Annotated in this window: 20 protein-coding genes; 15 read left to right on the top strand and 5 right to left on the bottom strand. The window is 38.8% G+C overall.

Going from position 1 to position 21,460, the window contains the following annotated elements; genetic code table 11:
• Window positions 1–9: 9 nt before the first annotated feature.
• The 6 genes from AAC388_RS12650 to AAC388_RS12625 all read left to right on the top strand — a co-directional run bounded on the left by AAC388_RS12650 (window position 10) and on the right by AAC388_RS12625 (window position 6,354).
• Window positions 10–1,029 (top strand): type I glyceraldehyde-3-phosphate dehydrogenase, encoded by a 1,020-nt coding sequence (locus AAC388_RS12650; protein ID WP_342370741.1) that lies wholly within the window; start codon window positions 10–12, stop codon window positions 1,027–1,029.
• Between the two features lie 165 nt (window positions 1,030–1,194).
• Complete coding sequence (locus AAC388_RS12645) at window positions 1,195–2,280, top strand: hypothetical protein (protein ID WP_342370740.1); 1,086 nt, start codon at window positions 1,195–1,197, stop codon at window positions 2,278–2,280.
• Between the two features lie 189 nt (window positions 2,281–2,469).
• A complete protein-coding gene (locus tag AAC388_RS12640) occupies window positions 2,470–3,636 on the top strand; it encodes an ATP phosphoribosyltransferase regulatory subunit (protein ID WP_014206187.1) in 1,167 nt (388 codons plus the stop codon).
• Between the two features lie 63 nt (window positions 3,637–3,699).
• Window positions 3,700–5,019: an adenylosuccinate synthase gene (locus AAC388_RS12635; protein WP_002121613.1), complete on the top strand. Its 1,320-nt coding sequence runs from the start codon at window positions 3,700–3,702 to the stop codon at window positions 5,017–5,019.
• Between the two features lie 122 nt (window positions 5,020–5,141).
• Window positions 5,142–5,459, top strand: coding sequence for a hypothetical protein (locus tag AAC388_RS12630; RefSeq protein ID WP_002121533.1), 318 nt, complete (start codon window positions 5,142–5,144; stop codon window positions 5,457–5,459).
• A 115-nt stretch (window positions 5,460–5,574) separates the two neighbouring features.
• A complete protein-coding gene (locus tag AAC388_RS12625; protein WP_002121572.1) occupies window positions 5,575–6,354 on the top strand; it encodes a M48 family metallopeptidase in 780 nt (259 codons plus the stop codon).
• Window positions 6,355–6,408: 54 nt separating this feature from the next.
• Here the strand turns inward: AAC388_RS12625 and AAC388_RS12620 are convergent, their stop codons facing one another.
• Window positions 6,409–7,458, bottom strand: a complete 1,050-nt coding sequence (locus AAC388_RS12620; protein ID WP_342370739.1) for an NADP(H)-dependent aldo-keto reductase — start codon at window positions 7,456–7,458, stop codon at window positions 6,409–6,411.
• A gap of 159 nt (window positions 7,459–7,617) precedes the next feature.
• A complete protein-coding gene (gene crp, locus AAC388_RS12615; protein ID WP_005070320.1) occupies window positions 7,618–8,325 on the bottom strand; it encodes a cAMP-activated global transcriptional regulator CRP in 708 nt (235 codons plus the stop codon).
• Between the two features lie 240 nt (window positions 8,326–8,565).
• Here crp and AAC388_RS12610 point away from each other — a divergent pair, with 240 nt between their 5' ends.
• From AAC388_RS12610 to AAC388_RS12600, 3 genes are all read left to right on the top strand, one after another.
• On the top strand, window positions 8,566–8,685 hold the full coding sequence (locus tag AAC388_RS12610; protein WP_002121587.1) for a hypothetical protein: 120 nt from the start codon (window positions 8,566–8,568) through the stop codon (window positions 8,683–8,685).
• A gap of 78 nt (window positions 8,686–8,763) precedes the next feature.
• Entirely contained in the window at window positions 8,764–9,186 is a 423-nt protein-coding gene (locus AAC388_RS12605) for an OsmC family protein (RefSeq protein WP_005041936.1), read from the top strand.
• A 94-nt stretch (window positions 9,187–9,280) separates the two neighbouring features.
• A complete protein-coding gene (locus AAC388_RS12600) occupies window positions 9,281–9,706 on the top strand; it encodes a GNAT family N-acetyltransferase (protein ID WP_342370738.1) in 426 nt (141 codons plus the stop codon).
• Here the strand turns inward: AAC388_RS12600 and AAC388_RS12595 are convergent.
• Entirely contained in the window at window positions 9,703–10,512 is an 810-nt protein-coding gene (locus tag AAC388_RS12595) for a M23 family metallopeptidase (RefSeq protein WP_017399357.1), read from the bottom strand. The two genes, AAC388_RS12600 and AAC388_RS12595, sit on opposite strands and share 4 nt — an antisense overlap.
• Window positions 10,513–10,811: 299 nt before the next feature.
• On the opposite strand from AAC388_RS12595, the gene clpB reads away from it, so the two are divergent.
• A complete protein-coding gene (clpB, locus tag AAC388_RS12590) occupies window positions 10,812–13,391 on the top strand; it encodes an ATP-dependent chaperone ClpB (protein WP_005070314.1) in 2,580 nt (859 codons plus the stop codon).
• A gap of 50 nt (window positions 13,392–13,441) precedes the next feature.
• Here the strand turns inward: clpB and AAC388_RS12585 are convergent, their stop codons facing one another.
• A complete protein-coding gene (locus tag AAC388_RS12585; RefSeq protein ID WP_075382588.1) occupies window positions 13,442–13,936 on the bottom strand; it encodes a CinA family protein in 495 nt (164 codons plus the stop codon).
• A 268-nt stretch (window positions 13,937–14,204) separates the two neighbouring features.
• On the opposite strand from AAC388_RS12585, the gene AAC388_RS12580 reads away from it, so the two are divergent.
• The gene (locus AAC388_RS12580) at window positions 14,205–14,621 is read left to right on the top strand and encodes a hypothetical protein (RefSeq protein ID WP_005070310.1); all 417 of its coding nucleotides are present in this window, start codon (window positions 14,205–14,207) and stop codon (window positions 14,619–14,621) included.
• A gap of 18 nt (window positions 14,622–14,639) precedes the next feature.
• Here AAC388_RS12580 and rlmKL read toward each other — a convergent pair whose 3' ends face one another.
• Window positions 14,640–16,850, bottom strand: a complete 2,211-nt coding sequence (gene rlmKL, locus AAC388_RS12575) for a bifunctional 23S rRNA (guanine(2069)-N(7))-methyltransferase RlmK/23S rRNA (guanine(2445)-N(2))-methyltransferase RlmL (RefSeq protein ID WP_017399354.1) — start codon at window positions 16,848–16,850, stop codon at window positions 14,640–14,642.
• Between the two features lie 239 nt (window positions 16,851–17,089).
• Between rlmKL and AAC388_RS12570 the strand changes: the two genes are divergently transcribed.
• The 4 genes from AAC388_RS12570 (at window position 17,090) to AAC388_RS12555 (ending at window position 21,452) form a co-directional block, all read left to right on the top strand.
• Window positions 17,090–17,434, top strand: coding sequence for a hypothetical protein (locus AAC388_RS12570; protein WP_309167601.1), 345 nt, complete (start codon window positions 17,090–17,092; stop codon window positions 17,432–17,434).
• 124 nt (window positions 17,435–17,558) lie between these two features.
• Window positions 17,559–18,575 carry an aspartate carbamoyltransferase catalytic subunit gene (locus AAC388_RS12565; protein ID WP_101663786.1) on the top strand — a complete coding sequence of 339 codons (1,017 nt, stop codon included), beginning with the start codon at window positions 17,559–17,561 and terminating at the stop codon, window positions 18,573–18,575.
• 12 nt (window positions 18,576–18,587) lie between these two features.
• Window positions 18,588–19,823: a dihydroorotase gene (locus AAC388_RS12560; RefSeq protein WP_342370737.1), complete on the top strand. Its 1,236-nt coding sequence runs from the start codon at window positions 18,588–18,590 to the stop codon at window positions 19,821–19,823.
• 213 nt (window positions 19,824–20,036) lie between these two features.
• A complete protein-coding gene (locus tag AAC388_RS12555; RefSeq protein WP_342370736.1) occupies window positions 20,037–21,452 on the top strand; it encodes an OmpA family protein in 1,416 nt (471 codons plus the stop codon).
• Window positions 21,453–21,460 lie beyond the last annotated feature (8 nt).

Below are 21,460 nucleotides of genomic sequence, written 5' to 3'. Positions count from 1 at the left end.
GGATAGGTCATGCAACGTATCGCCATTAATGGGTTTGGTCGGATTGGACGTAATGTTTTACGCGCCTGGTTCGAAAGCCCAAAACAATTTCATTTTGAAATCGTGGCGATTAACGATATAGCAGATGTCCAGACATTAGTGCATTTATTTAAATATGATTCTACGCACGGCCGCTTCAATGGAAATGTAGATATATTCATTGAAAATGAAAAAGTTTTTTTGAATATTCAATCAAATCAACGAACGCTAAAAGTTGAGGTTTTAAAGCAGAAACAACCTGAACTTTTACCATGGTCTAGTTTAGATATTGATGCGGTACTTGAGTGTACAGGACTGTTCCGTTCTCATGCGGATGCAACGCGTCATCTACAAGCAGGGGCGAAGCGGGTCATTATTGGAGCAGCACCTTTTGATCATGTTGACGCAGCCATTGTTTATGGTGTGAACCATAATGAAGTCAAAGTGACTGATCAGATCATATCAAGTGTTTCATGTACTACGCAGGCTTTGGTTCCATTAGTCAAAATCATTGATGATGCTTTTGGTATTGAAACTGCACTTATGACAGAAATTCATGCAGTGACAGCAGATCAATCTGTTCTTGACCACGCACATCGTGATTTACGTCGTGCTAGAGCTTCAGGGCAAAATATTATTCCGACTACATCTAGTGCACTCGGCGCATTAAAACGTGTTATGCCTAAAATGGAAGACCGTATTGATGGTTATTCAATTCGGGTACCGACTATTAATGTGGCAGCAATTGACTTAACTTTTATCGCGCAATCTCCAATTACTGTGCATCACATTAATGAAATACTAATTAAAGCATCTCAAACAGATTATGCAGAAATTATGGCGGTAACAGATGAGCCATTAGTTTCGAGTGATTTCAATCATTCACCTTATTCACTCATCGTTGATTTAACTCAAACTATGGTTGTAGGGCATCAAGCTAAAGTATTCGCTTGGTACGATAATGAATGGGGCTATGCAAATCGATTATTAGATTTGTGCGATTCTTTCTAAATATGATTTTAAATCATTTAAGGGTGTTAAATTAACACCCTTTTTATGGTTGTTAATTTCTAATATGAAAAGTTCAAATAATTAAAATTCTAAATATTAGTATTGTGTAAAATTATATCTATTTGTATGATTCGCAAACATTAAAATTTTAATTATAGAGTTCATATGAAATTTAACTCAAAAAGAATAAGTGGTTTTTTAATTTTTACATCTACTATTATTTTAGCTGCTTGCGGTGGTGAAGGCTCAGATCAGAATACCCATGATCAAGCCGAAAATAATTTAGAAAAAGAAGACAAAATTTACCAAGTCTATTATCAACCTTCTGATATTTCTTCAAGTATCTACAGTGATTCTTTTGAAATTACTCAATATTCAATTAAGAATAATGAAATCTTTTTTGCAAAGTCATATAACCAACCGCTAGAAACTGAACTTTTAACTGAACAGAAAGTTTTAAATAAAGGGACCTTACAAACACATACTGTGAAAAGGTTAACACCGAGCAGTTGGACGTATGAATTAACGCCTGATTTGAAAGAAAATTTAAAATTTGAAATTGTGAATTTAGAGGGTGAAAATATCTTTGATCGTGTATTACCGGGCTATAAAGAAAATAAAAATTTAGAAACGGGCCTTCACAATCAACTTGATAAAAATTTAATAGACTTCTACCAAAATTATAAGAATATTAGGTTTCCAAAAAATAGTTATTGTTATCGTTTAAAAGAAACTCAATGGAGTCAATCTTATATTTCTTATATATCTAGTTTTAATTCAAATCCTTCGTTTAGTGAGAAAAAGCAGTCAATTGTCGAAAGATATAATAACTTAGGCCAAGATAAAAAGTATTTTAGACTTCTAAATTCGCAGTGGTATGGTTATAACTTAACTGTTTTAGAAAACTTAGAGACTGGTGATATTCAAAGCGCATTGGGAAATAATAATAACCAGTCTGCTTTTTTTATTAATTTTATATCAAGTAGTCGGTGGGATGCTGATAGAAATTTAGCGTATGAAAAGTCTCATCTGTATTCTATAGAAGATAACCCGCTTAATAATATGCATTCATTAATTGCTTTCAGACAAAAGCTAAAAATAGCAAATCTTGAAAAAGGTTGCTTTGCTTTTAATACTCAAGCAGCTCAAGCTATTCAGAGATTAAATCTGGTTAACTGGCAACAAGGAGATAGCTCAGATATTGGCCCATTCTTTGGTCGAAGAACTTTTGTCTATGGTATGAGTGAATGAGAATAAAGTATTGAATATTATTATTAATTCATAAAATCTTCTTTTTGACTTTAGAGTTTATTAAGAAAGATTTATGCAAATTGTCAGGTGCATGGCACAAAGTATCATGCTACACTAAGAGAAATCGGGTGTGTTCCCGATTTTTTTATGTGGTGTCGTTCCACGTTGATCAGATTTTAGGCTTGAAATATGACCATTTCAGAGACATGGTTGCTGCCTGACGGGGTAGCAGATGTATTGCCGGAACAGGCGCAAGTCATTGAAAAACTTCGCCGTGAAGCTTTAGATTTCCTCGCGGTACGAGGTTATCAATTGGTATATACACCATTTATCGAATACATCGAATCGTTGTCTTCATTATCAGAATCAAATCAAGACTTGGATTTAGTAACTTTTAAGGTCATTGATCAGCTCTCAGGCCGTTTACTCGGTGTTCGTGCTGATATGACGCCACAAGTTGCACGTATCGATGCACATGTAAGACCAGTTGAAGGCGTTGCACGTTACTGTTATTCAGGGACTGTATTACATACTAAACCACAAAATTTCAATGCCACACGTGCACCTCTACAATTAGGTGCAGAGTTATACGGGCATGACAGTATCGAAGCTGATGTCGAAATGGTCGATGTTATGCTGGGGTTGATCGAGAACATCTATACTTTACAAGGCGCGCATTTAGATTTGGGTCATGTAGGGTTGTTCCGCAGTTTAGTAAAATGTGCTGGACTGTCAAAAAATGAAGAGCATGAGCTTTCAGATCTTTATCAAAGAAAAGCGTTACCAGAGTTAGCTGAATTTACTCAAAACCTCAATATGGGTTCTGATTTCTATGCACTTGGCCGCTATTCTAGTGATCTAGAAGCATTGCAGGCGAATTTAAGTGCAAACATCTTACAAGATGCTGAGTTTAAATCAGCATTAGATGCACTTAAAACGACACTTGCGCAAATTAAAGGCCGTTGGCCAAATCTCAATATCGGTATTGATGTTGTAGAGCTACGTAGTTATCACTACCACACTGGCTTAATGTATGCGGTCTATGCACCGAATCGTGCCGCGCCTTTAGCGCAGGGTGGTCGTTATGATGGTATTGGTGAGCACTTTGGCCGCGCACGTCCTGCTACTGGCTTTAGTTGTGATTTATATGCCCTAGGTGCAAATCAGTTCGCCGAAATCGAAACTGTTGTTGCTCCAAAAGGCTCAGAACAGGATTTACTCTCAGCAATTTCGAATGCACGTGCTCAAGGTTTACGTGTAGTTCAATTGTTAGGTAATGATGATTTAAGTTCTATTCCATATGCGACCCATCAACTCGTGTCGCAAAATGGACAGTGGAATATTGAAAAGATTTAATTGCCAACGGTAAATTTTTACTGGTGGTTTCCAATTTTAACAGCATGATGTAATGAGGCTATTATGGGCAAAAATGTTGTGGTACTTGGTACCCAATGGGGCGACGAAGGTAAAGGTAAAATCGTCGACCTGCTCACAGATCAGGCGGCTGCGGTAGTACGTTATCAAGGCGGACATAACGCAGGTCATACTCTTGTCGTAGGTGGTAAAAAGACTGTATTGCACCTCATTCCATCAGGCATTTTACGTGAAAACGTATTGTGCTTAATTGGTAATGGTGTAGTACTTTCACCAGCCGCGTTAATTGAAGAAATGGGAATTTTGGAAGCAGAAGGTGTTCCTGTTAAAGAACGTCTACGTATTTCTCCAAACTGTCCACTCATTTTGCCTAACCACATTGCACTTGATCAGGCACGTGAGAAGAAACGTGGTAATGCTAAAATCGGTACTACAGGTCGTGGTATTGGTCCTGCATACGAAGATAAAGTGGCTCGCCGTGCAGTGCGTGTTGCTGACCTTGTTCGTGGTGGTGCAGCGCTTGAAGAAAAACTCCAAGAAATGCTTGAGTTACATAACTTCCAGTTAACTCAGTTCTACGGTGTAGAAGCTGTTAAATTTGAAGATGTATTGGCTCTTTGCAACCAATGGCGTGAAGTGCTTGCTCCATTAGTTATTGATGTGACTAAAGTATTGCATGACTATCGCAAAGAAGGTAAGGCTGTTATGTTTGAAGGAGCTCAAGGCTCACTTCTAGACATCGACCACGGTACTTATCCATATGTTACGAGCTCAAATACAACTGCTGGTGGCGTAAGCTCTGGTTCAGGTATGGGACCTTTACATCTTGATTATGTATTAGGTATTACTAAGGCTTATACAACACGTGTAGGTGCTGGTCCATTCCCAACTGAATTGGTTTACGATGCAGCTGCTGATTCTGGTGATCCGATTGGTAAACACCTAGGTACAGTTGGTCATGAATTTGGTGCTTCTACTGGCCGTCAACGTCGTTGTGGTTGGTTTGATGCTGAAATTCTTCGCCGTTCTGTAGATGTAAACTCACTTTCAGGTATTTGCTTAACTAAACTTGACGTTTTAGATGGTTTGGAAGAAGTAAAAATCTGTGTGGGTTATGAAAATACAGATTCAGGTTGTGTAGGTTCTTCAGATGCGGTTTCTTTTGAATGCTTGAAGCCAATCTATGAAACTATGCCTGGTTGGAGCGAGTCGACTGTTGGTTTAACGAGTATCGATCAATTACCAGCAAATGCTTTGGCTTATGTTAAGCGTATTGAACAATTAATCGAATGTCCGATTGATATCGTTTCAACTGGTCCAGATCGTGCAGAAACAATTGTTTTACGTCATCCATTCTCTGCTTAATTAGCAAAGATTAAAAAGGCCTCCTGAAAGGGGGCCTTTTTTATACCCGACTAAAGTGCAGTTTTCGTTTTATTAGATTCAGATTAAAACGTTATATATAGATAAGGAAGGATGGGCTCAGGATGAAGCTGCAACCAACTATTTCAAAAACAATTTTTTATTCTTTTTTATTTGCTATTGGTGGTTCACCCACGCTGGCGATGTTGGTTATTTATGGGCAGGAATATCATGAAGATTTCTTTATGACCGCTTTTATGAGCTTGTCGGTTTTGTTCGCATGTGTGTTAATTCCTGTTGTACTCATACAAAATAGTTATTTACTCTGGAAAAGGGAAAGTCCTAATCTTGAAGAGAAAGTTAAAACCTTAAGTCATGTTTATTTGGGTTTAAATGTAATCTGTTTAATTTTCTGGATTTATTTGATGACTTTATCTACTTGATCGTTACATAAATACTATGATCATGGAGAAATGAGACATTCAAAGCATGAGTGGTATTTCTTATAATAAGTGCAAAAGAATAAACAGCTTTTTATCGATTTAGGTGATCCGTGTTATGAATAAAAAACTCTTTTTAAGCTTGTGTGCAGCAAGTGTGATGACCATTTCTGGCTGTGCAACAGTAGCGGACATGGCTGGTGCAGATACTGCAACCTTAAATGCTCAATCTGCTCAAGGTTTTAATAAGATGGTGCAGGAAGCACGTGGTAAGGGTGCTCTCGATACAAGCTCTAGTACATATAACCGTATTAATGCTGTATTCAACCGTTTAAAACCATATGCCAACCAGATGAATCAGACTGGTCAACCATTTAGCTGGCAGTTAGCGGTGTTGAAATCAGATACGATTAATGCTTACGTTGCACCTGGTGGCAAGGTCGTGTTCTATACAGGTATTGTGAATAAATTGAACCTGACAGATGCTGAAATTGCAGCTGTTATGGGACATGAAATGACACATGCTTTAGAAGAGCATGCAAAAAGTAAAATCGGTGCACAAGCTTTAACTGATTTAGCTCTAGGCATCGGTTTAAGCTATGCGGGTAATAATGTAGGCCAGCTTGGTACTGCTGCCGCTCAGTTAGGTACACAAGTGGGTGTGGGTTTACCATATTCTCGTAGCTTGGAAAGTCGTGCTGACCAAGGTGGTTTAATGTTGATGGCGCGTGCAGGCTATAATCCAAATGCAGCGATTACGCTTTGGGAAAAAATGAATAAGCTTGAAGGTGGCGGTGGTTCATCATTCTTGTCTACTCACCCATCTAACTCACAACGTATTGGTGATATGCGTAAAAACTTACCTGCGGCAATGGCAGTTTATAATAGCCGTAAATAAGATGTAAATTTTATATAGATAAAGAAAACGGATGCTTAAGCATCCGTTTTTTATTTAAGGAGCAGGGTTGGGCTGTTGGGTATGGATGGCCTCAATACCTTTTAGAACTTCACTTGGTAATTCAATCTCAAATGCCTGAATATTTTCTTTGAGTTGATCTAAATTAGTGGCACCAATAATTGTGCTGGTCACAAAGAACTGTTGTTTAATAAAAGCTAAGGCCATCTGAGTTAAGCTTAGTCCATGCTTTTCTGCTAGCTGTGCATATTGTTCAGTTGCCCACTCACTTTGAGGGTTACTGTAGCGGCTAAAGCGAGGGAATAGTGTCACACGAGCATTAGCGGGACGTGCACCATTTCTAAACTTGCCAGTTAGGTAACCAAAAGCCAGAGGAGAGTAGGCGAGCAAGCCGACATCCTCATATTTAGCAATCTCTGACATACCTATTTCATAAGTACGGTTAAGAAGACTATAAGGGTTTTGAACACTTACAAATTTACTGACACCTAGCTTTTCGGCCAAATGTAAAAATTTCATGGTGCCCCACGGGGTTTCATTTGATAAACCAATATAGCGAATGCGTCCGCGATTAATCTCTTCTTGTAGAGCAAGTAATGTTTCTTCTAGAGGTGTTGTGTCGTAATCATTTTCAGCTTGCTGATTACCATAAGCGAGCGTACCAAAAAAGTTGGTATGACGTTCAGGCCAATGCAGTTGATAAAGGTCGATATAGTCCGTTTGGAGGCGTTTAAGTGAATCATCTAGAGCTTTGGCAATATGGTCACTGTTAAAGCGCGTATGGCCTTCTCGAATGTGTGTTCCTCCAAAGCCCGGACCTGCAATTTTAGATGCGAGAAAGACTTTGTCACGTTGTCCATGCTGGGCAAACCAATTACCAATAATCGTTTCAGTTGCACCATAAGTTTCAGGTTTTGGTGGAACGGAATACATCTCAGCCGTATCCCAAAAATATAAACCATGGGCCAAGGCGTAATTGAGTTGTTCAAAAGCTTCTTGTTGGGAGTTTTGCTCACCAAATGTCATGGTGCCTAAACAAATTTCTGGAAGTTTAAGGCCTGTGCGACTAAGTGGGTTAAATTGCATACAGCGGAATCCTTGGAAATTTTGAGTTAGCCTAACGGAGAATATGTATTCAACTTAAATCATAAAATTAGAATAGTTTGTAAGTTTTGTGTATTAACTCATTGTTGCATATAAAAAAAGCAAACCGAAGTTTGCTTTTTATTAAAAATTTAATGAATATTATTCTTCATCGTCGTAGTCATCATCAGAAACAGTGTTTTCTTCTAATGATGCATCAAAAATAAGAATGGCTTTACCATCAGTTTGGATCATACCTTGATCTTCTAAGGTTTTGAGTACACGGCCAACCATCTCACGTGAACATCCAACAATACGGCCAATTTCTTGACGAGTAATACGAATTTGACGACCATTCGGCAAAATCATTGCTTCTGGTTGAGAAGATAGATCGATTAAGCAACGTGCAATACGACCAGACACATCAATGAACGCAAGATCTGTCATTTTACGAGTCGTATTTTTTAGACGGCGAACTAATTGTGCAAAAACAGCATAGCTTAAGTCTGGGTATTGTTTGCTAAGTTCGTGGAAGTTGTCATAAGAGATCTCTGCAATTTCACAGACATCACGAGTTCGAACTTCGGCTGTACGTTGAGGGTTCGGTTCGAAAAGCCCCATTTCCCCAAAGAAATCGCCCGGGTTTAAATACGCAACAACAATTTCACGTTCATCATCTTCACGCAAAATAATTGAAACTGAGCCTTTTAAAATTAAATATAAAGATTTTGACTCTGTTCCGGCATCAACAATTGTGGTTCGTTTTGGATATCTGTTGATGTGAGCACGTTTTAACAATGCTTTAACGGATTCAGGTAGTTGCCCCGGAGATAAAGCATCTGTGCTGAGTTGTGAAAAATTTGAAGTCATGCTTAATATGTTCCGAATAGGGTAAACAATTCACACAAGCTCGAGATGAGCTATTACACAGAAGAGATGAAATTCCTTATCAACTCATTTTATGTTAGTGTACAAAACAAGGGCCTGTTGACATTTCACAGATGGTTGCAACATAAGACAATTCTTTTAGACGTACCAAATAAGAACTATGAAATTTAGCCATTCTAAATAAATAGATCTTAACAATGGAACGTACAAAATAACTTGGTCTTGCGCTATGCCTGCGCTGCTTTAATTGCAACTCAGATTATGGCTGAAATTTCACAAACTTTATTACAAAACTGGACAAAGGATTGCCATTGTCTGGGTTTTGCGTCTTATTTGGATTAATTTTTAGCTATAACGCAATCCATAGATGAAATGTCAACAGACCCTGCTTAAATTTATAATTTTTTTTGGGTAGTTGCAATGCAAACAAGTGTACATTGGCTAGAGAATGTTGCTTTTGAAGCGAAATCGGATAGTGGGCATAGTGTCATCATGGACGGCTCACCTGAGTATGGTGGTGAAAACCGTGGTCCACGTCCTATGGAGCTGTTATTAATGGGACTTGGTGGGTGTGCTTCGTTTGATATTGTGACTATTTTAAAGAAATCTCGCCAAGATGTGACGAATGTTGTATGTAACTTAAAAGCTGAGCGTGCTGACACAATTCCGGCTGTCTTTACTAAAATTCACCTACATTTTGTGGTAACGGGTAAAGCCGTGAAAGAAAAGCAAGTTGCAAAAGCAGTTGAGTTGTCTGCCGAGAAATATTGTTCAGCAAGTAAAATGCTTTCTGATGGTGGTGTAGAAATTACACATGACTTTGAAATTATTGAAGCTGAATAAGGCACTTGTTTGATAGCTAAAAATTAAAAGAAGCTGACATAGAGTTGGCTTTTTTATTATCAAAAATAACTAAAAAATAAGAGGAACAATGAAAGTGCATATTCGTTCTGCTAAATCGGAAGATATTCAAGCAATATGTGATCTACTCAAACAGATGGGATACTCACAACCTCTCGCTCTTATTCAAGAAAAATTTGAATTACTAAATCATGACTCTAATTCACAAATTTTAGTTGCTGAAGAAGAAGGTAAAATTTGTGGTTTTTTATCCCTCTACTTTATTCCACAAATAGCCTTAGATGGCGACTTTGCCAAAATATGTTATTTGTGCGTTAACGAGAATATGCGTAGCAAAGGTGTAGGACATTTACTCGTACAAGAAGCAGAACAATTAGCCAAGCGTCGTGGTTGCGATCGAATGGAACTGCATTCAGGAGTGCAAAGACCTTTGGCACATCAATTTTACCTCAGAGAAGGTTATGTCGAGGCACCAAAGTATTTTCGTAAAGCTTTAAATTAACGAGCTGTATTTAGGAAAAGCTGAGGATCTACCCGAGCATTATTAAGGCTCATGCCCCAATGCAGATGAGGGCCTGTCACGCGTCCTGTTTTGCCTACTAAACCTAGTGTTTCTCCTTGGCGGATATGTTGGCCTTTCTCTACTTTAATTGCGCTTAAATGGCAGAACATGCTGACTAAGCCTTGGCCATGATCAATCAACACGGTTTGTCCATTAAAAAAATAAGATCCAGTTTGGATAACCACACCATCTGCGGGAGCAACAACTTTTTGTCCTACTGGCGCAGGAATATCTAGACCTGAGTGAGGCGCGCGTTCCTCGCCGTTAAAGAAGCGTTTTCTTCCAAAAGAGTTGCTAAATTTCCCTGAAGTCGGGCGTATAAATGTAGGTAGGATTTGCCATGAGCTCTGTGTAAATGAGGTATACACATCATTTTGTTCTTTTGCTTCTTGAGCGTAGCGGTCTAATTGACTTTGATTAGGGTTCACATAATCTTGGTTCGTGACTTTAATCCGTTGTTCTGCGTAAGGATAAGACTTAACTTCTATTTGAATCGGGGCTTTATTTGTGTCGAGTTGAATACTGCCGATTGGAGTAGATAAAGGAATACCAAGCACGGCATAACGCTGCTGACCTTCTTGGCTAATTAAAACAGGCTTTTGTTGAAAAGTGACCTGAGTAATATCAGTACTTAGAGGAACAACTGCAATTCCACCAGGTCGTCTGGAGTCTTGTGGAAGCTGAGCGATTGCTAGTGCCGAAGTAAAAAGACAAGTTGTTGTTAATATAATGTGTTTAAAGTGCATTTTCATTTCAAAACGAGTAGGAAACTAGCAAGATAAACTAAAGCTTAATCACTACATTCTCAATGAGGACTTTGTGAAAAGCGTAGTAAGAATAAGCATGAATCTAAATATTCAAGCATTTTAATAAAATGTAGCTGAACTGTACTTGAAATATATACAAAACAATCCCATATTATAATGGAGTTTTACTCATTGTTGTTTTTATAACATTATGAAAAATATATAAAAATTTATTTGAAATCCGAAGAAGTGTTCCCATCTATTAGACAAGTACAAATTTGTTGTGAGGAATAACAAGAATGCGTTTTGAGAAATTTACAAACCGCTTGCAGCAAGCCCTCTCAGATGCTCAATCTTTAGCGATGGGTAAAGACCATACCGCTATCGCAGGTATTCATATTTTGTCTACCTTGTTAGAAGAGCCATCAAATATTAGTTTGTTGCAACAAGCAGGTGCACGGTTACCTGAACTTAAACAAAAACTTGAACAGGCTATAAAAGATGCGCCGACAATTGCCAACCCAACGGGTGATGTCAACTTAAACCCAGAAGCCGTTAAAGCGCTTAATTTGGCAGACAGATATGCGCAAAAGGCAGGTGATGAATTTTTATCAACTGACTGGGTTTTATTAGGTTTGGCAGAGACAGGCGAAACTAAAAATATTTTAAGTGCGGTAGGTGTAACTCCCGACAGCTTACGCAAAGTAATTGAACATATTCGAGGTAATGACAAAGTCATGAGTAATAATCACGAAGACCAACGTGACTCACTTAATAAATATACGATTGATTTAACAGAGCGTGCTTTATCTGGAAAACTTGATCCTGTCATTGGGCGTGACGATGAAATTCGCCGTACCATTCAGGTTTTATCGCGTCGTACCAAAAACAACCCTGTTCTTATTGGTGAGCCAGGTGTAGGTAAAACCGCTATTGTTGAAGGTTTGGCACAGCGTATTGTGAATGGTGAAGTGCCAGAGGGATTAAAAAATAAACGTGTTTTATCCCTCGACTTAGGTTCATTACTGGCTGGTGCTAAATATCGTGGTGAGTTTGAAGAACGTTTAAAAGCTGTTTTAAAAGACTTGGCAAAACACGAAGGCGAAATCATCCTGTTTATTGATGAGTTACATACACTCGTAGGTGCAGGTAAAGGTGATGGCGCGATGGATGCAGGTAATATGTTAAAACCTGCGTTGGCTCGTGGTGAATTGCGCTGTGTGGGTGCGACGACCTTAGATGAATATCGTCAATATATTGAAAAAGATGCAGCTTTAGAGCGTCGTTTCCAAAAAGTGCTAGTTGATGAGCCAAGTGTTGAAGATACGATTGCAATTTTACGTGGACTCAAAGAAAAATATGCCACTCACCATGGTGTGCAAATTTTAGACTCTGCGATTATTGCTGCGGCGAAAATGTCTCATCGTTACATCACTGATCGTCAATTACCAGACAAGGCAATTGATTTGATTGATGAGGCAGCTTCTCGTATTAAAATGGAGATTGACTCTAAACCTGAAGCACTTGATAAGCTCGATCGCCGTTTAATCCAGTTGAAAATGCAATTGGAAGCTGTGAAAAAAGATGAAGATGTCGGCAGTAAAGCTGAAGTCACTCATCTTGAAAAACAGATTGCTGAAGTCGAGAAAGAATACAATGATCTTGAAGAAATCTGGAAGTCTGAAAAAACTTTGGTAGAAGGTACTAAACAGGCTCAGGTGGAACTTGATAAAGCGCGTATTGCTTTTGAGAAAGCTCAGCGTGAAGGTGATTTGGCTGAGGCAGCACGTTTACAGTATGGCGTAATTCCAGAGTTGCAAAAACAACTGGAGCAAGATGAAGTTGCAGAGGAGAACGAAGAGCCAAAACTCATTCGTACTAAAGTAACTGAAAATGAAATTGCTGAAGTTGTTAGTGCTGCAACAGGTATTCCGGTTGCTAAAATGATGCAAGGCGAACGTGAAAAACTTCTTAATATGGAGGAGTTTTTACATGATCGGGTGGTTGGGCAAGATGAAGCAGTTGTTGCGGTATCGAATGCTGTTCGCCGTTCACGTGCCGGTTTGTCTGACCCGAATCGTCCTAGTGGATCATTCTTGTTCTTGGGTCCAACAGGTGTTGGTAAAACTGAGTTGACTAAAGCTTTAGCTAACTTCTTGTTTGACAGTGATGATGCCATGATTCGTATCGACATGAGTGAATTCATGGAGAAACATTCTGTTAGCCGTTTGGTTGGCGCACCTCCAGGATATGTCGGTTATGAAGAAGGTGGTGTTTTAACTGAAGCTGTTCGCCGTAAGCCATATAGCGTGGTGTTGTTTGATGAGGTTGAAAAAGCACATCCAGATGTATTCAATATCTTGCTCCAGGTATTGGACGATGGCCGCTTAACCGATTCACAAGGTCGAGTAGTAGACTTTAAAAATACGGTAATTGTGATGACTTCGAACTTAGGTTCACAAGATGTACGTGAGCTAGGTGAGGGTGCAACAGACGATGAAGTGCGTACCATTGTAATGAATGCGGTAAGTCAGCATTTCCGTCCGGAATTTATTAACCGGATTGATGAGCTTGTGATTTTCCATTCACTCAAAAAAGCACAAATTCGTGGTATTGCCGATATTCAGTTGGATCGATTACGTTCGCGTCTTGTTGATCGTGACATGAGTCTAACTGTAGATGATACCGCTTTTGATTTATTGATTGATGCTGGTTTCGATCCTGTCTATGGCGCGCGTCCATTAAAACGTGCGATTCAACAACAGATTGAAAACACATTAGCACAAAAAATCTTGTCGGGTGATTTTGTCGCAGGTGATACTATTCTAGTTAAAGGCGAAAATGGGCATTTAGTCTTCGATAAAATGAAACTCAGTTAAGCTTTTTCTGCTAAAACCGAAAAGAGAATATGGAAACATATTCTCTTTTTTTATGTTGAATCAGTTTTTATGGTTGATGTGAGTAAAGCAATTATGGCATCTGAAACTTTCTGAGTTAATGTCTTTAACTTTTGTTCTGAGTGACCAGATAAAAAATAACGATAATGATAAATATGCTGTTGGTAAGAAATGCAAATAAAAAAGGTGCCCACAGGTTTTTCTGGGGTTTCACTTCCGCCAGATTTTAATAGCCCAGTACAACTGACAATAATATCAGCTTGTTGAAATAAGCTTTGACCCAGCCTACACATTTCCTCTGTGACTTGCGGTGACTCTGCTGTGTAAGTCTCTATTAACTTTGGATCGATATTTAAAATACTAATTTTAATGCTTGGGTCGTAGCTAACTAAGCCTCCTAGTAAAATATCTGCACCACTATTTTTGTGAATAGAAAACTGACTTGTTAAATAACCCGAACTCGCACTCTCAATAAAAGCAATTTTGAGCTGGCGATCTTCTAATAGTTGGCAGCACTGCTGAAGCATTATTTCACCTCGAATGGTGTTTATTTATAAATAAAATCAATTTACAGATAAATTATAAAATTACAGTAAGTGATTTAGCAGTGTCGTACAAGTCTGAGATAAAAATCTATAAAACAACTTGAATATTCACTAAATGCTTGTGTAATAGTTCAGGTTTTAAAATGATCAATGTTAATTGTCGGGAAGTCTATTTATAACATTGCGACATGTTTAAAAAATTGTTAATTTTGTTCGATATAACGAACAATAACAATTTAGGATAAATGCAATGAACAATAAACAAGGACCTGCGCTGTGTATTTTAGGTTGTATTATACTGATACCAATTAACGTATGGGCTGCCCAGCCTCTAAGTGAAGGGGCCTTAGCAACGCAGACAGGGGCAGTAAATGCAGCTTTACCTGTGATTATTGCGAAAGCTCAAGACGATGCTAAGAAACCAATGATAGAACAACAACAAGCACGTCAGGTGTTAGGGGATAATTATTTACAACAAGTTCGATGGGATGCACTTAGAACAAGTGTACTTTCACCTTATCAAGAACAAAAACAAAACCATGTTATCGATAGTAAAGAAAAGAAGAAACTGGAAATGATGGCATTACCCGAAAGAGCAGACCGATTTACCAAATATGATTTTGAATCAAAAAATGTTCATGGCGAGGTTATTATTACCGTGAAGTAATAATAACCTCTAATCTTATTAATATTGATCTAGACCAGGATGCTGGATTTTCCATGCACGGTGGATTTTTTGATTACGTTTAAAATCAGGGCCAATAGTTTCAGAAGTGATTTCTTCAACCTGAAAAATAGCTTCGATCTCTTCGTCCATCTCAAAACCACGATAGTTGTTTGAGAAATAAAGCGTTCCTTCACTGTTTAAACGGTTCATTGCACGTTTAATCAGTGAAACATGGTCACGTTGGACGTCGAAAGTACCATAGAACTTTTTAGAGTTTGAGAATGTCGGTGGATCGATAAAAATAAGGTCATATTGTTCGTGACCTTCTTTTAACCACTCAAAACAGTCACTCGCAAAGAACATGTGCTGTTCATCTGCGTGATCTACAGTCAGGCCATTTAAAACGAAGTTTTCTTTTGACCAGCTTAAGTAAGTATTAGATAAGTCTACACTTGTCGTACTTGCAGCACCGCCTAAAGCAGCATGTAAGCTTGCTGTAGAAGTATAACTATATAAATTCAAGAAGTGCTTACCACGAGCTTCTTGTGCGATACGTAAACGCATTTGACGGTGGTCAAGGAATAAACCTGTATCTAGGTAATCTGTCAGGTTAACTAAAATTTTAGCTTTACCTTCCTGAACGATAAAACGTTTTGAGGCTGTGCTTTGTTTCGTATATTGATTTGTACCTGTTTGGCGCGCACGTGTCTTAATAAAGATGGCATCGCGGTTTAAACCAGTAACAGCACGAATTGCAGCGAGTGCTAAATTAAAACGTTTTTTTGCTTTTTCAGGATCGATTGTTTTTGGTGGTGCATATTCCTGCACATGTAAGCGATCGCCATATAAATCTACAGCGACATTAAAGTCAGGTAAGTCTGCATCATACAAACGTAAGCAATAAACATTTTCTTTCGTTGCCCATTTTTTCAAGGCAGTCATATTTTTTTGTAAACGGTTAGCAAAATCTTGAGCTTCTTCCATTTCAATAGGTTGAGCTTGCCAAGTTGCTAAGAATGGCTGAGTTACTTTTTCTGGCTTAATTGAACCAAAGCGAATGTAAATTGGTAACTTACCATTCATTAAACGTAAAGTTTCAGGTGCTTCAAATGCTAAAACATCGGCTTGCTCAATTTGCGCTGCAATAATTGCGGCATATTGATTAGGGAAATGTTTTTGTAGAAGTGCAGATAGGCCTAAGTAAAGAGAGCGGTTAGATGCTTTATCACCTAAACGTTCACCATATGGAGGGTTAGTCACAATAAATGCAGTTTTGCCTTCAGCTGAAAAATCAGGCCAATCCGCTAAAGTACGTTCTTCAATCTGAATTTGACCTAATACTTTTTCAAAGCCAGCCGCAATAATATTTTCACGGGTTGCTTTTACAGCTTCCCAGTCTGCATCGTAGGCATAAAATTTAGGTAAAGGTAATTCAAGTGCCTTTTCATGACGTTCTGCTGCTTCAGCTTTGAGTGAAAGCCAAAGCTCGCGGTCATGACCATGCCAACCATTAAAACCAAAACGGCGAACAAGGCCTGGTGCACGGTCAGTCAAAATCATTAATGCTTCAATAATAAATGTACCTGAACCGCACATCGGGTCGAGTACAATCTCTGGCTTACGTTGCTGAAGCTGAGCTTTTTGTAAAATTGCCGCAGCAAGGTTTTCTTTGATTGGTGCATCCGTCATATAACGACGATAACCGCGTTTATGTAATGAATCACCTGATAAATCTAGGCAATATGTATGCTCAGTTTTACCTGCTAAAACATATAACGTAATTTCTGGTTGTTTAGTATCAATGCTCGGACGACGACCTACAGCTTCCATAAAGGAATCGACAACACCATCTTTTGCTCGAAGTGTTGCAAATTGAGTATTAACCTTAATTTCACGTTCTGCATGTAAGCGAATTGCGAAGGTACTTTGTGGTGCAAAAATAAGTGACCAGTCAAAGCTAATCGCACCTTCATAAAGCTCTTCTGCTACATCACGTGCATCGTGTGTATGTTCAAGTTCATAAGTATGAATAGGCAATAAAACACGAGAAGCAAGACGCGACCACATACAGATACGGTAAGCATGTTCAAGCGTTCCTTCAATGATTAAACGTCCTGCTTTACGTTCTGTCACTTTGGTGCCAAGCTGTTCTATTTCTTCTTGTAAGAGGGCTTCTAAACCATCAGCACAAGTAATCCAATAGTGGTTTAAACGTAAAGAGGTATTCATAAACTCGATTGACCAAAACATATAAATATTAACGATGCAAAGTTTAACTTATTTTGATGTGTAAAGGTTTTTAAATTATTGCAACCTATCATAATCCAACCAATAAACTGATTTTTAAAGATTAAAACAATTAAAGTGGTATGTATTTTGCTAACTCAATCCTATCAATGGTTATTTAATTAACAAACATAGCCAGTTTTTAACCATTTTATTATTTTAAATTGATGGGGTAATTATAAATGAAAGACATGATGGGGAATGGTTTTATTGCTAATGCGGATGCTTTCTCAGTAGCGACACAAATATATGTACGCATGCGTAGGGTGACGGGGCGGGTAATAGATGCAATGTACGTTGTCCAAAATAAAGATTATGCAAAATATGTCATTGCGCTTGCACTAGAAACAGAGGATGACGAATTAAAACGAAGTGTTGAGCGATTGAAATTGTTGGTTGATACAATACCAGAGCCTTCTCAAAAAGAAAAAATCGCTGTTGTTAAAGTCGATGAAGAGTCGGAAATTACCGCTGAGGATATTTATCGGGCTCAAGTTCCGCATCATTACATTGGTGCATTAAGGTAATTGCCAATAAGGTTCTAAATTTTCTGGTCAATTTAGGGCCTTATTCTGTAAAGTTCTTCTGCGAAAAGAGCGGAATTCAGCTACACTATGCACGTTTTCGCGATTCGACCCATAGGAATCCATTATGCATATTGCAGCGTTGCATCAACCGAGCCAGGTTCAGCTCAATCAAGACGGAAATTTAAAACATTTTTTAACGATTGAGGGACTTTCAAAAGAAAACCTCACCAAGATTTTAGATACCGCACAAAGCTTTTTAGATGATAATAATAATTTAATTAACCGTCCGCTCTTAGAGGGATTGACGGTTATGAATCTCTTCTTTGAAAACTCCACACGTACCCGTACTACTTTTGAAGCAGCAGCAAAACGTTTGTCTGCCAATGTACTAAACATTGATATTGCACGTTCAAGTACTTCAAAAGGTGAAACTCTGCGCGATACGCTCTGGAACCTTGAAGCAATGGCAGCGGATATCTTTGTTGTTCGCCATTCATCTTCGGGTGCTGCACATTTCATTGCTAAAGATGTATGTCCAAAGGTCGCGATTATTAATGCAGGGGATGGACGTCATGCGCATCCAACGCAAGCGATGCTTGATATGCTCACCATTCGCCGTGAAACTAAAAAACCATTTGAAGATTTAAGCGTTGCTATTATCGGGGACATTAAACACTCTCGTGTAGCACGTTCGGATGTAGCTGCATTACAAACCCTAGGTTGTAAAGACATTCGTGTGATTGCACCGAATACATTATTGCCAGTGGGCTTTTCGGAATATGGCGAGCACGTTCGCTTGTTTAACAAGATGGATGAAGGCATTACTGATTGTGATGTGATTATTGCCTTACGTATTCAAAACGAACGTATTGACTCTCCAGCGTTATCTTCACAGTCTGAATTCTACAGAATGTATGGTTTAAACAAAGAACGTCTTGGTTTAGCTAAACCAGATTGCATTGTGATGCATCCGGGACCAATGAACCGTGGTGTAGAAATTGATTCAAGTGTTGCTGATGGAGACCAGTCGGTTATTTTGAAACAAGTAACCAATGGTATTGCAGTTCGTATGGCCGTATTGGCGTTATCAATACAAGGCCAACTCCAAGAGCAAGGTTTAATTGAAGCGATTACGTTGTAAGGAATGGATCACATGAGTATTGTAAAAATTGAAAATGTACGTGTGTTAAACCCAATCCAAAAAACAGACAGCGTACAAACTGTATATATTGAAAATGGCAAGTTGGTTGCTCCAGTTGAGCAAGTTGAACAAACCATTGATGGTCAAGGTAAATGGTTAATACCAACCATGGTTGATTTGTGCGCGCGTTTGCGTGAACCGGGTCAACAGCAACATGGGACATTGAAATCGGAAGGTAAGGCAGCACGTGCCAATGGTATTTTGCATGTGATTACACCACCTGATTCAAAGCCGATTGTGCAAGACAATGGCGCTCTCATTCATGGCCTGATTGAAAAGGCTTGGCATGATGGTGGCATTCACATGCATATCATTGGTGCTCAGACCCAAGGTTTAAATGGTAAGCAACCAGCAAATATGGCGGGCCTGAAAAAAGGTGGTTGTACTGCTGTTTCTAATGCGAATGCCGCTTTTGAAAATGATGATGTAGTTATTCGTACCTTGGAATATGCAGCGGGTCTTGGTTTAACAGTCGTATTTTATGCTGAAGAGCCGCAGATTGCTAAAGATGGATGTGCACACGAAGGCTTTATTGCTTCTCGCCAAGGTTTGCCGATGATTCCTGCAATTGCTGAAACTGTAGCAATTGCAAAGTATCTGCTTATGATTGAAGCAACTGGCGTAAAAGCTCACTTTGGTTTGTTATCTTGCGGTGCATCGGTTGAATTAATTCGCGCAGCAAAAGCAAAAGGTTTACCTGTGACTGCCGATGTAGCAATGCATCAGTTGCATTTAACTGAACACTTAACTGATGGTTTTAATTCACTTGCGCATGTTCGTCCACCATTACGTTCTGAGCAAGATAAAGAACTTTTACGTCAAGGCTTAAAAGAAGGCGTGATTGATGCAATTTGTACGCACCATGAACCTTTAAGCAGTTCGGCAAAAATGGCGCCATTTGCTGAAACTCAGCCGGGTATTACCGCTTTTGATACTTATGTCTCTTTAGGCGTTCAACTCATTAATGAGGGTTTATTTGAACCTTTAGAATGGGTTGCTAAAGTTACTAGTGTGCCAGCACAGGTTGCGAATATGACCTCGCGTTGGGAAGATGAAGCTGGATGGGTATTGGTTGATCCTGCTTTAAGCTGGACAGTAAGCAAAGACACTATTTTATCGCAAGGGAAAAATACCCCATTGTTGGGTCAAACCTTGACGGGTAAAGTACTTCAAACTTTTGCTAACTGATAAAGTTCTTAGTTAAAGTAAATTTAAAATATGAACAGGTAGATCAATATGATCTACCTGTTTTGTAAATACTAGATGGAAAATTGTATATAAATTATATAAAAAACAACAAAAGATTGAAGGAAGATTAGAATAAAAAACTATCAGCAAAGAGAAGTATTTGAATAATCAAAAATTGCTGGTTACGACGTATAAGATTCGGGAGAATAACCAATGTCGATAAACCCTATAGAATTGCTTAAAGAAAAAGTATCTTCAATATTATTAAATGAACAGGATGGATACCTAGGCGAAAAATCGAATGCTTTATCTAAGTTTTATCCAATTTTACTTTCATTATTAGCTGCTAAACCTGATCTTATCGGACAATTGAAAAATAGTTTGGCTCCTTCCTTATCAGACCTTTTTTCTCATAATGACCAAATCAAAAATACTGTACTTACCCATTTAAGTGGTACAGCACCAAATAATGAAATTGAAAGTACGCTCAACAGTGCAATTAAACCCAGCCTTAATGCAATTTCAGATGTTGCCGGAAATGACCAGCAAAGTATTGTGAATTACTTGCGCCAACATGCAGATACTATTCGTTCATATTTACCAGCATGGGCAGTGGGTCTATTAGCTCCGCTAGGACTTGGTGCAGGTTTATCTTCTGTCACACCATCAACTGCACCTCCGCTTGCAGCAGCAACTGAAAATACAGGTAAGTCTCGTGGATTCTTACCGATTATTGCCCTCATTATTCTGGGTCTGATCATTGCTTGGTTATGGCGTTCTTGTCAGCATAAAGAAGCTGTACCAGCACCAGAACCGACGGCTGCCAGTGGTGTTGAAGCTGCTGCTGCACCCGCTAGTTTAACTTTAAGTACCGATGATAAAGGTACAGTGAGTGAGTGTCAGGCTGGAATTGGCGATCAAGGCTTCTTGGCAACGCTACAAACCAACGTTAAAAAAGTTTTTTCGACAACTCAAGATTGTAAGGTGGATACAAGCCAAACTTATGCAGCCTCATTTACCGACAAAGATGCGCTTGCAGGTGTGTTAGGTGCGTTAAAAGGTGTACCAAATGCATCTTTAGAATGGGTAGGCGATAAAATTACTTTGAAAGCGGGTGATGCGGCAGCATTAGAAGCTTTAACTGCAAAAGTAAAAGCATTGGTGCCACATACAGAGGTTGTCGGTACAGCGCCAGTAACAGCTGAGCAATCTGTAAGCAATAGCTTAACTGCTTCGCAAACTGCTCTAGGCTCAATTGATCCGAACAATGTCGATGTAAATGCTTTGGTGAAAGCACTTAACTTGCAAATTATTAATTTTGCGAGTGGTTCAAGTGACATACCTGCCGATAACAAAGCCATTCTTGACCAAGCTGCAACACTTTTAAATAAAGTGACTAGCATCAAATTAAATGTGGGTGGTCATACCGACTCAACTGGTAATGCTGCTGCAAATAAAGCTTTGTCTCAACGCCGTGCTCAAGCAGTTGTAGATTATTTAAAATCTAAAGGTGTGGATGCTTCTAAATTAGTTGCAGAAGGCCATGGTTCTGATCAGCCAGTTGCAGAAAACACGACAGAAGAAGGTCGCTTTAAAAACCGTCGTATTGAGTTTTCAGTAGCCCAATAATCGACTGA

This window comes from Acinetobacter sp. D009, assembly GCF_038562025.1.
GTDB classification, from domain to species: Bacteria; Pseudomonadota; Gammaproteobacteria; order Pseudomonadales; family Moraxellaceae; genus Acinetobacter; species Acinetobacter pittii.
This window is presented reverse-complemented; position numbering and strand designations above follow the sequence as displayed.